11 protein-coding genes and 1 pseudogene are annotated in these 16,024 nt (G+C 73.6%); 7 read left to right on the top strand and 5 right to left on the bottom strand.

What is annotated here, in order from left to right:
- Nucleotides 1-205: 205 nt before the first annotated feature.
- The 3 genes and pseudogenes from BU198_RS08885 to BU198_RS08875 all read left to right on the top strand — a co-directional run.
- Nucleotides 206-919 (top strand): annotated as a pseudogene (locus BU198_RS08885) (Gfo/Idh/MocA family protein); the annotation flags it as partial.
- A 224-nt stretch (nt 920-1,143) separates the two neighbouring features.
- Nucleotides 1,144-3,009, top strand: a complete 1,866-nt coding sequence (locus BU198_RS08880; RefSeq protein ID WP_317620033.1) for an endonuclease/exonuclease/phosphatase family protein — start codon at nt 1,144-1,146, stop codon at nt 3,007-3,009.
- Nucleotides 3,010-3,090: 81 nt separating this feature from the next.
- Nucleotides 3,091-3,600, top strand: a complete 510-nt coding sequence (locus tag BU198_RS08875; RefSeq protein ID WP_188296301.1) for a GNAT family N-acetyltransferase — start codon at nt 3,091-3,093, stop codon at nt 3,598-3,600.
- Between the two features lie 40 nt (nt 3,601-3,640).
- Here the strand turns inward: BU198_RS08875 and BU198_RS08870 are convergent, their stop codons facing one another.
- The 3 genes from BU198_RS08870 to BU198_RS08860 all read right to left on the bottom strand — a co-directional run bounded on the left by BU198_RS08870 (nt 3,641) and on the right by BU198_RS08860 (nt 7,953).
- The gene (locus BU198_RS08870; protein WP_188296300.1) at nt 3,641-6,031 is read right to left on the bottom strand and encodes an ATP-binding cassette domain-containing protein; all 2,391 of its coding nucleotides are present in this window, start codon (nt 6,029-6,031) and stop codon (nt 3,641-3,643) included.
- Between the two features lie 179 nt (nt 6,032-6,210).
- Entirely contained in the window at nt 6,211-6,624 is a 414-nt protein-coding gene (locus BU198_RS08865) for a VOC family protein (RefSeq protein WP_188296299.1), read from the bottom strand.
- A gap of 90 nt (nt 6,625-6,714) precedes the next feature.
- Nucleotides 6,715-7,953: a C40 family peptidase gene (locus tag BU198_RS08860; RefSeq protein ID WP_188296298.1), complete on the bottom strand. Its 1,239-nt coding sequence runs from the start codon at nt 7,951-7,953 to the stop codon at nt 6,715-6,717.
- Nucleotides 7,954-8,177: 224 nt separating this feature from the next.
- Here BU198_RS08860 and BU198_RS43290 point away from each other — a divergent pair, with 224 nt between their 5' ends.
- The gene (locus BU198_RS43290; protein WP_262987015.1) at nt 8,178-8,309 is read left to right on the top strand and encodes a hypothetical protein; all 132 of its coding nucleotides are present in this window, start codon (nt 8,178-8,180) and stop codon (nt 8,307-8,309) included.
- A 61-nt stretch (nt 8,310-8,370) separates the two neighbouring features.
- Here BU198_RS43290 and BU198_RS08855 read toward each other — a convergent pair whose 3' ends face one another.
- Nucleotides 8,371-10,125 carry an ABC transporter ATP-binding protein gene (locus tag BU198_RS08855; RefSeq protein WP_188296297.1) on the bottom strand — a complete coding sequence of 585 codons (1,755 nt, stop codon included), beginning with the start codon at nt 10,123-10,125 and terminating at the stop codon, nt 8,371-8,373.
- Complete coding sequence (locus tag BU198_RS08850) at nt 10,122-11,867, bottom strand: ABC transporter ATP-binding protein (RefSeq protein WP_188296296.1); 1,746 nt, start codon at nt 11,865-11,867, stop codon at nt 10,122-10,124. The genes BU198_RS08855 and BU198_RS08850 overlap by 4 nt, the downstream gene beginning before the upstream one ends.
- A 460-nt stretch (nt 11,868-12,327) precedes the next feature.
- On the opposite strand from BU198_RS08850, the gene BU198_RS08845 reads away from it, so the two are divergent.
- From BU198_RS08845 to BU198_RS08835, 3 genes are all read left to right on the top strand, one after another.
- Nucleotides 12,328-13,965, top strand: coding sequence for an acyclic terpene utilization AtuA family protein (locus tag BU198_RS08845; protein WP_411293163.1), 1,638 nt, complete (start codon nt 12,328-12,330; stop codon nt 13,963-13,965).
- Nucleotides 13,962-15,560: an acyl-CoA carboxylase subunit beta gene (locus BU198_RS08840; RefSeq protein WP_188296295.1), complete on the top strand. Its 1,599-nt coding sequence runs from the start codon at nt 13,962-13,964 to the stop codon at nt 15,558-15,560. Before BU198_RS08845 ends, BU198_RS08840 begins: the two co-directional genes overlap by 4 nt.
- 13 nt (nt 15,561-15,573) lie before the next feature.
- Nucleotides 15,574-16,024: biotin carboxylase N-terminal domain-containing protein (locus BU198_RS08835; protein WP_317620032.1), on the top strand; the 451-nt coding region annotated here is incomplete at its 3' end.

Here is a 16,024-nt window from a genome sequence, read left to right as displayed (position 1 = left end):
AAGAACAGGCAGGAACACAACCCCCACCGGGATCGTAATACCATCCCGGTCCGCCACCGGCCACACCCCCGAAAACAACGACACCACAGGCGAAAACACCCGCACCACCGCCCCACCGACCCACCCCCCCCACCCCCCCCCCCCACCCCCCCCCCCCACCCCCCCCCCACCCCCCCCCCCCACCCACCCCCCCCCCCTAGCCCCCGCCGCCACCGACCAGCACGTCCCGATCGTCGAGCAGCTGCTCACCGCGGGCGTGGACGTCTACGTGGACAAGCCGCTCGACTACACCCTGGACGGCGCCCGCCGGCTGGTCGACCTGGCCGACCGCACCGGCCGCTCGCTGATGGTCGGCTTCAACCGCCGCCACGCGCCCGGCTACGCCCAGGCCAGGGAGCGCCCGCGCGACCTGATCGTGCTGCAGAAGAACCGCGAGGGCCTGGCCGAGACCGCCCGCACCCTGGTGTACGACGACTTCATCCACGTCGTGGACGTGCTGCGCTTCCTGGCCCCCGGCGAGATCGAGCACGTGGACGTCCGCTCCCGCAGCCGCGACGGGCTGGTCGAGCACGTGGTGCTGACCCTCGGCGGGGAGGGGTTCACCGCGCTCGGCATCATGAACCGGGTCTCCGGCTCCACCGAGGAGGTGCTGGAGGTCTCCGGCGGCGACTCCAAGCGCGAGGTGCACAACCTCGCCGAGGTGATCGACCACCGCGGCCAGCCGACCGTCCGCCGCCGCGGGGACTGGGTGCCGGTGGCCCGGCAGCGCGGCATCGAGCAGTGCGTGCTCGCCTTCCTGGCCGCCGTCCGCGCCGGGCGGACCCTGGACGCCCACGACGCGCTGCGCACCCACGAGCTGTGCGAGCTGGTCGTCGAGCGGATCGAGGCTTCCTGGGAGTCCGCTGGGAGCGGGCTGTGAGCGGCCCGGCCTGACCGGAGGTCACGTCACCTGCGAGGAACCGACAGTTCACCGGCAAGGTCTTGTCGGGGCATTTTCTACGCGCGTATCTTGAGGGGCGCCGCGGGGGGCGGGTGTCCGTCCTCCGCTTTCCCTCTCCGCGAGTAGCGCGCGCTCGTTCGCGCCTCCGCCCGGACCGTCGCGCGCCACCAGTGCCGCACGACGGAGCTAGGAGTCCTGCCCCGGTGACCACCGCCTCCGCTCCCCGCCCCCGCAGAGCCCTGCTGCGCGCCGCCCTGATCCCGGCTTCGCTGGCCGCCTCGCTGGTGCTCGTCCCGCTGCCGGTGGCGAACGCCGCCGCGGCCACCCCCGCCCCGACCGAGGCCGGCCCGCTGCGCATCCACGACGTCCAGGGCGGCACCCGGATATCCCCGCAGGCCGGCAAGCCCGTCACCGGCGTGCCCGGCATCGTCACCGGCCTGCGCGCCTACGGCAGCTCCAAGGGCTTCTGGATCCAGGACCCGAACCCGGACGCCGACCCGGCCACCAGCGAGGGCGTCTTCGTCTTCACCGGCGGCAACCCGACCGTGAAGGTCGGCGACTCGGTGCTGGTGAGCGGCAAGGTCACCGAGTACTACCCGAACTTCGGCGGCGGCTCGCAGTCCCTCACCGAGATCACCGCCCCCGGCATCACGGTGCTGTCGGCCGGCAACCCGCTGCCCGCCCCGGTCACCGTGGACACCCGCAACATCCCCGGCACCTACGCCCCGCCGGCCGCCGCGGACGGCTCCATCGACGCCGTGGCGCTCAACCCGGAGAAGTACGCCCTGGACTTCTACGAGTCCCTGGAGGGCATGCTCGTCCAGGTCAAGGACGTCCGGGTGATCCAGGCGACCGACAAGTACAACGAGCTGTGGGTCGCCGCCGACAAGCAGGACCAGCGCAGCAAGCGCGGCGGCGTGCTGTACGAGTCCTACCGCGAGCCCAACGTCGGCCGCCTGATGATCCAGCAGCAGGCCCCGGTCGGCCAGCAGCCGTTCCCGGTGGCCAACGTCGGCGACGAGCTGACCGGCACCACCGCCGGCCCGCTGGACTACAACAACTTCGGCGGCTACACCCTGGTCGCCGGCACCATGGGCGCCCTGAAGGACAACCACCTCCAGCGCGAGGTCACCGCCCAGCCGGCCGACCGCGAACTCACCCTCGCCACCTACAACGTGGAGAACCTGGCCCCCGGCAACCCGGACGCCAAGTTCGCCGAGCTGGCCCAGGGCGTCGTCACCAACCTGCGCTCGCCCGACATCGTCGCCCTGGAGGAGATCCAGGACGACAACGGGGCCACGAACGACGGCACGGTGGACGCGAGCCGGACCGTCGCCAAGTTCGTCGCCGCCATCAAGGCGGCCGGCGGCCCGGCCTACGACTGGCGCTCGGTCGACCCGCAGGACGGCAAGGACGGCGGCGAGCCCGGCGGCAACATCCGCCAGGTCTTCCTGTTCAACCCCCAGCGGGTGTCCTTCACCGACATCCCCGGCGGCGACGCCACCACCGCCGTCGGCGTGACCGGCACCGGCGCGAACACCGCGCTGACCGCCTCGCCCGGCCGGATCGAGCCGAACGACGAAGCCTGGACCACCAGCCGCAAGCCGCTGGTCGGCCAGTTCTCCTTCCGGGGCAAGAAGGTCTTCGTGATCGCCAACCACTTCAACAGCAAGGGTGGCGACCAGGGCATCGACAGCCGCTTCCAGCAGCCGACCCGCGGCTCCGAGGTGCAGCGGATCAAGCAGGCCACCATCGAGCAGGCCTTCGTCGCCAAGCTGCTGGCCGCCGACAGGGAGGCAAAGGTCGTCTCCCTCGGCGACTTCAACGACTACCAGTTCTCGCCCGCGCTGGCCGCGCTCACCAAGGACGGCGTGCTGCGCGACCTGGTGAACGAGCTGCCGGAGACCGAGCAGTACTCCTACGTCTACCAGGGCAACTCGCAGGTGCTGGACCACATCCTGGTCAGCCCCGAGGTCGGCTACGCCAAGTACGACGTGGTGCACATCAACGCCGAGTTCGCCCAGCAGGCCAGCGACCACGACCCGCAGGTGGTCCGCATCAAGCCGTGACCGGCGCCCCGGCTATCCTGCCTCCGCCGCCGGTGATCACCGGCGGCGGAGGCAGTGCCGTGTGACGGGGGAGTCGAAGCGATGGAGTGCAGGATCGAGCGGATCGGGCGCGCCGACTGGCAACGGCTGCGGAAGGTGCGGCTGGCCCAACTCCTCGACACACCGCTGGCGTTCGGCGAGACCCACGAGACCGCGACCCGCCACGGCGAGGGCGAGTGGCGGGCCCGGTGCGACTGGGTCAACGAGCCCGACCGGCTCGGCCTGGTCGCGGTGGACACCGCGGGGGAGTGGGTCGCCACCATGCTGTCCGCCCCGAACCGGGCCCAGGCCTCCGCGCTGGACGTCATCGGCGTCTGGGTGGACCCGGCGCACCGCGGCCGCGAGCGCGGCGTCGCCGACGCCCTGCTGGACGCGGTGCTCGCCTGGGCGCGGGTCCGGGGCGCCGGGCGGCTGCTGCTCGGGGTGCACGAGGCGAACCCCCGCGCCGCCGCCTTCTACCTGCGGCGCGGGTTCGCGTACACCGGGGAGGCGACGCCGTACGTGCTGGACGCCTCGGCGCGCATCCTGGAGATGGCCCTCCCGCTGGACTGACCTTCAGAACACGGCGTACGGCTTGAGAACGCGTACGGCTTCAGCCCACGTACCGGGCCAGCGCCTCGCCGGTCAGCGTGGACCGCGCGGCGACCAGCTCGGCCGGGGTGCCCTCGAAGACCACCAGCCCGCCGTCGTGCCCGGCGCCGGGGCCCAGGTCGATGATCCAGTCGGCGTGCGCCATCACCGCCGGGTGGTGCTCGATCACGATCACCGACTTCCCGGACTCGACCAGCCGGTCCAGCAGCCCGAGCAGCTGCTCGACGTCGGCCAGGTGCAGCCCCGTGGTCGGCTCGTCCAGGACGTAGACACCGCCCTTGTCCGCCATGTGGGTGGCCAGCTTGAGCCGCTGCCGCTCGCCGCCGGAGAGCGTGGTGAGCGGCTGGCCGAGGCTGAGGTAGCCGAGCCCGACGTCCGCGAGCCGCTCCAGGACGCGGTGCGCGGCCGGGAGCTTCGCCTCGCCCGAGCCGAAGAACTCCTCCGCCTCGGTCACCGACATCGCCAGCACCTCGGCGATGTCCCGCCCGCCCAGGTGGTACTCCAGCACCGCCGGCTGGTACCGCTTGCCCTCGCAGTCCTCGCAGGTGGTGGCCACCCCGGCCATCATCGCCAGGTCGGTGAAGACCACCCCGGCGCCGTTGCAGGTCGGGCAGGCGCCCTCGGAGTTCGCGCTGAACAGGGCCGGCTTCACGTCGTTGGCCTTGGCGAAGGCCTTGCGGATCGGGTCGAGCAGCCCGGTGTAGGTGGCCGGGTTGCTGCGCCGGGAGCCCTTGATCGCGCCCTGGTCGACGGAGACCACGCCCTCGTTCCCGGCCCCCGACGGTCGGCACAGCGACCCGTGGATCAGCGAGCTCTTCCCGGAGCCCGCCACCCCGGTCACCACGGTGAGCACCCCGAGCGGGACGTCCACGTCCACGTCCCGCAGGTTGTGGGTGCTCGCGCCGCGGATCTCCAACGTGCCGGTGGGCTCGCGCACCGTCGGGCGCAGCGCCGTCCGGTCGGACAGGTGGCGGCCGGTCACCGTCCCGCTGGTGCGCAGCCCCTCGACGTCGCCCTGGTAGCAGACCGTGCCGCCCGCCGCGCCGGCCCCGGGGCCGAGGTCCACCACGTGGTCGGCGATCGCGATGGTCTGCGGCTTGTGCTCCACCACCAGCACCGTGTTGCCCTTGTCCCGCAGGCGCAGCAGCAGCCGGTTCATCCGCTCGATGTCGTGCGGGTGCAGGCCGGTGGTGGGCTCGTCGAAGACGTACGTGGTGTCGGTGAGCGAGGAGCCGAGGTGGCGGATCATCTTGACCCGCTGCGCCTCGCCGCCGGAGAGGGTGCCGGAGGGGCGGTCGAGCGAGAGGTAGCCGAGGCCGATCTCCACGAAGGAGTCGAGGGCCTGGCGGAGCGTGCCGAGCAGCGGTGCCACCGAGGGCTCGTCGAGGCCGGCGGCCCAGGCGGCGAGGTCGCTGATCTGCATCGCGCAGGCGTCGGCGATGCTGACGCCCGCGATCCTGGACGAGCGGGCGGCCTCGCTGAGCCGGGTGCCGCCGCAGTCGGGGCAGGCGGTGAAGGTGACGGCGCGCTCCACGAAGGCCCGGATGTGCGGCTGGAGCGCGTCCTTGTCCTTGGCCAGCATGGACTTCTGGATCTTGGGGATCAGGCCCTCGTAGGTGAGGTTGACGCCGTTGACCTTGACCTTGGTCGGCTCCCGGTACAGGAAGTCCTGCATCTCCTTCTTCGTGTACCTGCGGATCGGCTTGTCCGGGTCGAGGAAGCCGGAGTTGGCGTACACGCCGACCGTCCACCAGCTGTCGGTCTTCCAGCCGGGGATGGTGATCGCGCCCTCGGAGATCGACTTGCTGTCGTCGAAGAGCTGGGTGAGGTCGATGTCGGAGACGCTGCCCCGGCCCTCGCAGCGCGGGCACATCCCGCCGGTGATGCTGAAGCTGCGCCGCTCCTTGACCGTCTTGCCGCCGCGCTCGACGGTGACGGCGCCGGCGCCGCTGATCGACGGGACGTTGAAGGAGAACGCCTTGGGGGAGCCGATGTGCGGGGTGCCGAGGCGGCTGAACAGGATGCGCAGCATCGCGTTGGCGTCGGTGGCGGTGCCGACGGTGGAGCGCGGGTCGGCGCCCATCCGCTGCTGGTCGACGATGATCGCGGTGGTGAGGCCTTCGAGGACGTCCACCTCGGGGCGGGCCAGGGTGGGCATGAAGCCCTGGACGAAGGCGCTGTAGGTCTCGTTGATCAGCCGCTGGGACTCGGCGGCGACGGTGTCGAAGACCAGGGAGCTCTTGCCCGAGCCGGACACCCCGGTGAACACCGTCAGCCGGCGCTTGGGGAGGTCGACGCTGACGTCCTTGAGGTTGTTCTCGCGGGCGCCGTGCACGCGGATCAGGTCGTGGCTGTCGGCGACGTGCGGCTGCGCGTCCGTCCGCTTGGGCATCGTTCTCTTCGCTCCCTGGCTCTCGGCGGTTCTCTGGGACAGGTGGTGGACCGGTGGGCCCGCCCCGTCCGGCCGCCGTCGGTGTGCTCGAACCCCTCGATCCAACCATCTCGGGCCGGGATCGAACGGGTTCGCGCACGTCCGGTGGCGGGCGGGGCGGACCCCGGTACCGGCGAGGGTCAGCGCACCTCGTTGAAGCGGACCATGTTGCCCGCCGGGTCGCGGAACGCGCAGTCCCGGACGCCGTACGGCTGCTGGGTCGGCTCCTGGACCAGCTCGGCGCCGCCGGACTTCAGCCGGTCGTGGACGCCGTCCAGGTCGGGGGTGCCCAGGACGAGCCGGGCGTAGGTGCCCTTGGCCATCATCTCGGTGATGGTCCGCTGCTCCTCCGCGGTGCGGCCCGGGTCGGCGGAGGCCGGCTCCAGCACCAGGGAGACGTCGGGCTGGCCGGCGGGGCCGACGGTGATCCAGCGCATCGGGCCGCCGCCGACGTCGCTGCGCACCTCGAAGCCGAGCAGGTCGCGGTAGAAGGCGAGGGAGGCCTCGGGGTCGGTGTGCGGGAGGAAGGTCCAGTGAATGGTGATCTCGTTCATGGCTGCAACGCTAGGCGCGCACCCGGGCCGGGCGCTTCTCGAATCCTGATCGGTCCGCGCGACCGGCCCGGTGCGGCATGCGGGGAGGGGCTAGCAGTTCGGGATGGTGGTGCCGTTGTTGTCCTTGGCGGTGTCGTTGCCCCAGCGGGAGAGGTAGAGGGCGGAGACCCACTGGCCGCCGGGGCCCGCGTCGGGGTCGGTCTTCAGCCACCAGTGGTTGTAGCCGCTGCCGTTCGACATCTCGCGGCCCCAGGCCTTGCAGTAGACGTAGTTCGTCCCCTGGTACAGCGTCCCGCTGGCGGAGGTGGAGGTCGGCGAGGGGTAGACGTTCGCGTTGGCGTAGGTGTCGACCCAGAACCTGCCGGTGGCGGGCGGAGTGCCGCCGCCCGGGCAGTTCGGGATGGTGGTGCCGTTGTTGTCCTTGGCGGTGTCGTTGCCCCAGCGGGAGAGGTAGAGGGCGGAGACCCACTGGCCGCCGGGGCCCGCGTCGGGGTCGGTCTTCAGCCACCAGTGGTTGTAGCCGCTGCCGTTCGACGCCTCGCGGCCCCAGGCCTTGCAGTAGACGTAGTTCGTCCCCTGGTACAGCGTCCCGGTGCCGGTGGTGGAGGTCGGGGAGCCGTACACCGGCGCGTTGGCGTAGGTGTCCACCCAGTACCTGCCGTCGCCCGACGGGGGCGTGGTCGGGGGCGTGGGCGGCGTCGGGTTGGAGTTGCCGGGGCCGTACAGCCGGATGGCGCCGTAGTAGTCGCCGTGCGAGGAGAGCGCCGCCACCTGGACGTAGCCGCCGGAGTACGGGGCCTCGACGATCCAGCCCTGCCCGAGGTACATCGCGACGTGGTGGATGGTGGAGGCGGTGTTGCCGAAGTACACCAGGTCGCCGGGGAGCAGCGGTGCGGTGCCGTCCGCCCGGTAGTAGCGGGCGACCGCCCGGGAGGTCGGCCACTGGGTCCGGGTGGTGCCGTTGATGACGTCCTCGCCGACGGCCAGGTCGTAGGCGTAGCGGACCAGGCCGGAGCAGTCCAGGCCGCGGACGTGGCAGTCGTCGGGCGCGCCGTTGGCGGGGTCGCAGAGGCCGTACGTCGGGCCGGGCTGCCCGCCGTGGCCGCCGCCCCACGAGTACGGGGTGCCGATCAGCCCGCAGGCGGAGCGGACGGCGGCGCTCGCCTGCGGCGCGGCACCGGTGGAGAGCACCGCGCAGGAGGGCGCTGCCTGGGCCTCGCCGGCGCCGGCGAAGAACACTCCGACCGAGACCAGCAGCGACAGCAGGGCCGCCCAGCGCAGCGGGGCGATCAACCGTCTCGACAGAAGGTTTACGCGCGTAGTAGTCATGGTCGCGCATCCTTTCGGAATCCCTGACTCCGGGTCAATGGTTGTCGTGCACACACTTCCTGTGCTCCGAACACCTGTTTCTTCGCAGGTCAGGGATGTGGCGACCGGCATCTGTACGGCGTCCCGCCCGGGGGTGAACGGCCGCCGACACGCGCGGGCCCACACCGGCGGACCGAGCACGGGCGGGCCGGAATCCGGTTGACCCTGGGTGAAGAATGGGCGGCGTGATCTCCCGGGAGCGAGCGGTCGAGCTGGTCGAGTCCTGTCTGGAGCGCGAGCGGCCGGGCTGGGCGTGGGCGCGGCGGATCCCGGAGCCGGCCGCGGACCCGATCGAGACGCCGGCCGGCCCGGTGTGACCGGACCCGCGGGGCCGGGTGGCGTGCGGCGTGCGGCAACCGGACACGCCGGGCCGCGCCCTCAGCCGCCGTGCCAGGACCTCCACAGCGCCGCGTAGCCGCCGTCGGCCGCCAACAGCTCGTCGTGGCTGCCCAGTTCGGTCACCCGGCCGCCGTCCATCACCGCGACCCGGTCCGCGTCGTGCGCGGTGTGCAGGCGGTGGGCGATGGCGATCACGGTGCGGCCCCTGAGCACGGCCGCCAGGGAGCGCTCGGTGTGCCGGGCCGTGGCCGGGTCGAGCAGCGAGGTCGCCTCGTCCAGGATCACCGTGTGCGGATCGGCCAGGACCACGCGGGCCAGGGCGAGTTGCTGGGCCTGCTGGGCGTCCGGGCGGTGCCCGCCGGCGCCGAGTGCGGTGTCCAGCCCGTCCGGCAGCTCGTCCACCCAGTCGCCGCCGACGGCGGCCAGCGCCGCGCGCAGCTCCCGGTCGCCGGCGGTGGGCGCGGCGATCCCGAGGTTGTCCCGGACGGTGCCGAGGAAGACGTGGTGCTCCTGGGAGACCAGGACGACGTGGCGGCGCAGCTGTGCCGGGTCCAGCTCGGCGACGGGGACCCGCCCGACCGTCACCCGGCCGGTGCGCGGCACCTCGGCTCCGGCCAGCAGCCTGCCCAGGGTGGACTTTCCGGCACCGGAGGGGCCGACCACGGCCAGTCGCTCGCCTGGGCGGACCGTCAGGTCGACGCCGTGCAGGACGTCCCGCTCCCCCTGGTAGGCGTACCGGACGCCGACCACGTCGATCCGGTCGTCGGCGGGCCGCGCGCCACCGGTCACGACCGGCGCGTCGATCCGGCCGACGCCCTCGACCCTGGCGAAGGAGGCGTTGCTGCGCTGGAGCTGGTCGAGCCAGAGCAGGGCCTTGTCCATCGGCTCGGCGAGCTGCCAGACGTAGAGGGCGCAGGAGACGACCGCGCCGATGCCGACCGCGCCGGTGCCGCGCAGGGCGCCGCCGATCAGCAGGATGCCCGCGACCGGGGCGACGTACGAGAACTCGACCACCGGGAAGAGCACGCTGCGCAGGTTGAGCGTGTGGGTGCGGGTGGCCCGGCAGTTCTCGATCGCCTCGGCGGCGGCGGCGATCCGGCGCTCCTCCAGGCCCAGCGCCTCGACCGTCCTGGCCCCGGCGGCGGTGGAGCCGAGCACCTCGGCGAGCGCGGAGTCGGCGGCGCCCTCGGCGAGGTAGCCGGCGTGGGCGCGGCGCAGGTACCAGCGGGTGGCGAACCAGATCCCGGACAGGCAGAGCACCCCGCAGACGCCCAGCGGCAGGTCGACCGCGAGCATGGCGGCCATGATGAGGACGACCTGGACGAGGGCGACGGAGACCTCGGGCGCGGCGTCGCGCAGGGTGGTGCCGACGGTGGCGACGTCGGCGGTGCCACGGGTCATCAGGTCGCCGGTGCCCGCGCGCTCGACCACCGAGGCGGGCAGGGCGAGGGCCCGCTCGACGAACCGTTCGCGGATCCGGGCCAGCGTCCGCTCACCGAAGCGGTACCCGGCGTACCGGGCGAAGCGGCCCAGCAGCAGCTGCGCCAGGGCGAAGCAGAGGATGCCCAGGGCGAGCCGGTCGACGTGGCCTGTCCCGGCCCCGGCCCTGACGTCGTCGATGATCCTGCCGAGCAGCCAGGGCCCGCCGAGCCCGGCCGCCGCGGCGAGCCCGTTGAGGGCCAGCATCGCGACGACCGCGCGGCCGTCCTCGCGCACCAGGCGCACGGCGGCACGGCGGGCCTCGGCGGCCCCGGCGACCGGGAGTCCGCGGGCGGCCTCGGTGGGGGCGGTCATCGGGCGGCCTCCTCGGAGTGGGTGGACGCGGTGGCGGCGGGGCCGTCGCCGCCGCGTGCCACCAGCGCGCGGTAGCCGGGCTCCGACGCGAGCAGCGCCCGGTGCGGGCCGGCGGCCACCAGGCGGCCGTCGGCGAGGTAGCAGACGGTGTCGGCCCGCTCCAGCAGGACGGGGGAGGTCGAGGTGAGGGCGGTGGTGCGCCCGGCCCTGGCCCGGTGCAGCCCGGCGGCCATGGCGGCCTCGGTGTGGGCGTCGACGGCGGAGGTGGGCTCGACCAGCAGCAGCACCTCGGGGTCGGCGAGCAGGGCGCGGACGAGCCGCAGCCGCTGGCGCTGCCCCCCGGAGAGGTTGCTGCCGCGGGCCTCGACGGGTGTGTCGAGACCGTCGGGCAGTGCCTGCACGACGTCCTGTGCGGCGGCGTCCCGGACGGCCCGGGCGATGGACGCGTCGGTGTGCTCGGTCCGGCCTCCGACCACCGTGCGCAGCGGGCCGGAGAAGAGGTCGGCGTCGTTGTCCGCCACCACGATCCGGCCGCGGACCTCGGCCAGGGCGACGTCCGCGAGCGGAACGCCTCCCCAGGTGGCGGCGGACGCGGTGTACCGGCCGAGCCGGTCGACCACGGCGGCGGACTCGGCCGGGCGGGCGCTGACGATCGCGGTCAGCCGCCCGGGGGCCACCGCCACGCCGCTGTCGGGGTCGTGCAGGGCCGCCGGGGCGGCGGGAGCCGGGCGGACGGTCGCGGCGTCCTCGACGGCGGGTGCCAGGTCGAGCACCCGGACGACCCGCCCGGCGGCCACCAGGCCCCTGGTGAGGTCGTACCCGCCCTCGATGAAGGAGGCGACCGGCACCACCAGGACGGCGGCGTAGCCGTAGACGGCGACCAGCGTGCCGACCGTGATGCTGCCCTCGGCGGCCATCCGGGCGGCCAGCCACGTCACCAGGGCGAGGAAGAGGGCGGGCAGGCCGACCGAGAGGGCCTGGATCCAGCTGGTCACGGCGCCGACCCGGTAGCCCTCGGCCCGCAGGCTCCGCGAACCGTCGGCGTAGCGGCCGGCCAGCAGCTCCTTGCCGCCGATGCCGTTGAGGACGCGCATGCCGCCGACGATGTCCGCGATCCTGGCCGTCAGCACGCCCTGCTGCTCGCGGTACCGCGACTCCGCGCCCTGGAGCCGCTCCAGCAGCGGCCCGATCACCAGCGCGAGCAGCGGCACCCCGAGCAGGACGACGACGGCGAGCAGGACGGAGACCGACAGCAGCAGTGCGGCCGCCACGAGGTAGGCGATGACGGCGCCGACGCCCGGTCCTGTGATCGTCAGCGTCCGGCTGATCTGCGCGACGTCGCCCGTCCCGATGCTGACCACCTCGCCGACCGAGACCTTCCGGGGTAGGGCCGCCCCCAGCCGGGTGGCGTGCGCGACCACGACCCTGACCGTCCGGAAGGTGGCGTCCATCCGCACCCGGGTCATGGTGCGGTGGCGCATGATGCCCAGCCAGGCGTTGAGCACCGCGACGCCGAGCAGCGCGGCCACCCAGCCGGCCAGGACGCCGGTCCTCCCCGGCTGGAGCCCGTCGTCGATCGCGCGCTGCATGAGGTACGGCGGCAGCATCAGGCAGACCATCCAGAGGGTGCCGAGCAGCGCACCGCCCGCGACCCGCCGGCGCTGACTCATGGTCAGCCACCACAGGTAGCGTGCCGCGCTTCGGTGATCCGGAGTGCCCGGATCGGCGTACGAGTCCGTCATGATCGCCACCCTAGGGTGTGTCTTGCGGATCTTTGCCGGGTCCGCGACGCTCCCCCAGCCTTCGGCCGGGAGGTACCCCCAGGGCACGCACCTCGCCGCGTTGTCGTCGGTCACCAATGGCCCCCAGCCTGGCGGCCGGGAGGTGCCCCCACCGCAGTGACTCCGCCCCCAGCCTTCGGCCGGGAGGTGCCCCCACCTCCGCCTTGCGATGCACGCACCCCGACGCCGCGCCCTGATCCGACAAGACCCACAAGACACACCCTAGGCACGGCCGGGCGGTCGCCGGGGGAAAACAAGCAGGCGTGATTGCTTTTTTCTGTCGCCGGTGCCACGCTGCTGCCCGGCGCAACCCGTCCGAGGGTACGCCCAACTCACCGGCAGGGGAGGCGCATTGGCGCACGACGACGCGGTGCTGCGGATCGGCAACGCCTCGGGGTTCTACGGGGACCGCTTCGCCGCGATGCGGGAGATGCTCACCGGCGGACCGCTGGACGTGCTCACCGGGGACTACCTGGCCGAGCTGACCATGCTGATCCTCGCCCGCGACCGCCTCAAGGACCCCTCGCTCGGCTACGCCAGGACCTTCCTGCGGCAGATGGAGGAGTGCCTCGGCCTGGCCCGCGAGCGCGACGTGAAGATCGTGGTCAACGCGGGCGGCCTCAACCCGGCCCGGCTCGCCGAGGAGCTGCGCGCCCTGGCCGGGCGGCTCGGCATCGAGGCGTCCGTCGCCCATGTGGAGGGCGACGACCTGCTCCCGCGGCGGGCCGAACTCGGCCTGCCGAAGGGCCTGCTGGCCGCCAACGCCTACCTCGGCGGGTTCGGCGTCGCGGCTTGCCTGGCGGGCGGCGCCGACGTGGTGGTGACCGGCCGGGTCACGGACGCGGCGCTGGTCGTCGGCCCCGGGATCGCCCGCTTCGGCTGGACCCCGGAGGACCTGGACGCGCTGGCCGGAGCCGTGCTGGCCGGGCACGTCCTGGAGTGCGGCGCCCAGGCGACCGGCGGCAACTACGCCTTCTTCCGCGAGCACGACGTGACCCGGCCGGGCTTCCCGCTCGCCGAACTGCACGCCGACGGCTCCAGCGTGATCACCAAGCACCCGGGCACCGGCGGCGCCGTCACCATCGGCACCGTCACCGCCCAACTCCTGTACGAGACCGGCGGATCGCACTACCTCGGGCCGGACGTCACGGCCCGGCTGGACACCGTGCGGCTCACCGGGGAGGGCCAGGACCGGGTCCGGATCGACGGCGTGCGCGGCGAGGCCCCGCCGCCCACCCTGAAGGCGGGCCTCAACCGGCTCGGCGGCCACCTCAACGAGGTGGTGTTCGTCCTCACCGGCCTGGACATCGAGGCCAAGGCCGCCCTGGTGCGGCGGCAGTTCGCCGACGCGCTGCCGCCCGGCTCCCGCCCCGCCGAACTGCGCTGGACACTGGCCCGCACCGACCACCCGGACGCCCCGACCGAGGAGGCCGCCTCCGCCCTGCTCCGGCTGGCCGCCCGGGATCCGGACCCGGCCCGGGTCGGGCGCGAACTCGGCAAGGCGGCCGTGGAGTTGGGGCTGGCCGGCTACCCGGGCTTCCACCTCACCGCCCCGCCGGGGCCGGGCGCGCCGTACGGGGTGTTCAGCACCGCGCACATCGACGCCAAGGCCGTCGAGCACACCGCCGTCCTGCCGGACGGCCGCCGGATCGCCGTACCGCCGCCGCCCGTCACCGCCCAGGCCCACCCGGTGGACGCCGAACTGCCCGACCCGCTGCCGGCCGGCCCCACCCGCCGGGCCCCGATCGGCCTGGTGGCCGGCGCCCGCAGCGGCGACAAGGGCGGCGACGCCAACCTCGGCCTCTGGGCCCGCTCCGAGGACGGCTGGCGCTGGCTGGCGCACGCCCTCACCGTCGAGGCGCTGCGCGAACTGCTGCCCGAGACAGCCGAGTTGCCCGTCACCCGGCACCTGCTGCCGAACCTGCGCGCGGTCAACTTCACCATCACCGGCCTGCTCGGCGAGGGCGTCGCCGCCCGGCACCGCTTCGACCCGCAGGCCAAGGCCCTCGGGGAGTGGCTGCGGGCCCGCCACCTCGACATCCCGGAGGTCCTGCTGTGACCGTCCTGACCAGCCGCGTCGACCCGGCCGGGCCGGAGCACGCCGAGCACCGGGCCGCGATGCTCGCCAAACTCGCCGACCTCGACACCGAGCACGCCAAGGCGCTGGCGGGCGGCGGCCCCACGTACCTGGAGCGCCACCGCAAGCGCGGCAAACTGCCCGCCCGCGAGCGGATCGAGCTGCTGGTCGACCAGGACTCCCCGTTCCTGGAGCTGTCGCCGCTGGCCGCCTGGGGGAGCGAGTACCCGGTCGGCGCGGCCCTGGTCACCGGCATCGGCACGGTCGAGGGCGTCGAGTGCGTGATCACCGCCAACGACCCGACGGTGCGCGGCGGCGCCAGCAACCCGTGGACCCTGCGAAAGGCGCTGCGGGCCAACGAGATCGCGCTGCGGAACCGCCTTCCGCTGGTCAGCCTGGTCGAGTCCGGCGGCGCCGACCTGCCCAGCCAGAAGGAGATCTTCATCCCCGGCGGCGCCCTGTTCCGCGACCTCACCCGGCTGTCCGCCGCCGGCATCCCCACGGTGGCCGTGGTGTTCGGCAACTCCACCGCCGGCGGCGCCTACGTGCCCGGCATGTCCGACCACACCGTGCTGGTCAAGGAGCGCGCCAAGGTCTTCCTCGGCGGCCCGCCGCTGGTGAGGATGGCCACCGGCGAGGAGGCCGACGACGAGTCGCTCGGCGGCGCCGAGATGCACGCCCGCGTCTCCGGACTGGCCGACCACGTCGCGGCGGACGAGCCGGACGCGCTGCGGATCGCCCGCCGGATCGTCGCCCGGCTCGACCACCGCAGGCCCGGCCCCGGCCCTGACCCGCTGGCCCGGCCGCCGGAGTACGACGAGGAGGAGCTGCTGGGCATCGTCCCCGGCGACCTCAAGGTGCCCTTCGACCCGCGCGAGGTGATCGCCAGGATCGTCGACGGCTCCGACTTCGACGAGTTCAAGCCGCTCTACGGCACCAGCCTGGCCACCGGCTGGGCCCGCCTCCACGGCTACCCGGTCGGCATCCTGGCCAACGCCCAGGGCGTGCTGTTCAGCCAGGAGTCCCAGAAGGCCGCCCAGTTCATCCAGCTGGCCAACCAGCGGAACACCCCGCTGCTCTTCCTGCACAACACCACCGGCTACATGGTCGGCAAGGACTACGAGCAGGGCGGCATCATCAAGCACGGCGCGATGATGATCAACGCGGTCGCCAACTCCACCGTCCCGCACCTGTCGGTGCTGATGGGCGCCTCCTACGGCGCCGGGCACTACGGCATGTGCGGCCGGGCGTACGAACCGCGCTTCCTGTTCTCCTGGCCGAGCGCCAAGTCCGCGGTGATGGGCCCGCAGCAGCTCGCCGGGGTGCTGTCGATCGTCGCCCGGCAGTCCGCCGCGGCGAAGGGCCGGCCGTACGACGAGGACGCGGACGCGGCGGTCCGCGCGATGGTCGAGCAGCAGATCGAGGCCGAGTCGCTGCCGGTGTTCCTCTCCGGCCGGCTCTACGACGACGGCGTGATCGACCCGCGCGACACCCGCACGGTGCTCGGCCTCTGCCTGTCCGCGGTCCACAACGCGCCGGTCGAGGGCGCGCGCGGCTACGGCGTCTTCCGACTGTGAGGGAACCCCGACGATGACTTCCAGGACTCCGATCACCAACCTGCTGGTCGCAAACCGGGGCGAGATCGCCCGCCGGGTCTTCCGCACCTGCCGGGAGCTCGGCATCGCGACCACCGCCGTCCACTCCGACCCGGACGCGGCCGCCCCGCACGTGCGCGAGGCCGACGCCGCCGTCCGGCTGCCCGGCGCCGCTCCCGCCGACACCTACCTGCGCGCCGACCTGATCGTCCGGGCCGCCCTCGCCGCCGGGGCCGACGCCGTCCACCCCGGCTACGGCTTCCTCTCCGAGGACGCCGGGTTCGCGCGGGCCGTCCTGGACGCGGGCCTGGTCTGGGTCGGCCCGCCACCCGCCGCGATCGCCGCGATGGGCTCCAAGACCGCCGCCAAGCGGCTGATGGCCGAGGCCGGGGTGCCGGTGCTGGGCGCCCTCACCGAGCCCACCGAGGCCGACCTGCCGCTGCTCG

It is taken from the genome of Streptomyces sp. CBMA156, assembly GCF_014596515.1.
In the GTDB taxonomy this organism is placed as follows: domain Bacteria; phylum Actinomycetota; class Actinomycetes; order Streptomycetales; family Streptomycetaceae; genus Kitasatospora.
This window is presented reverse-complemented; position numbering and strand designations above follow the sequence as displayed.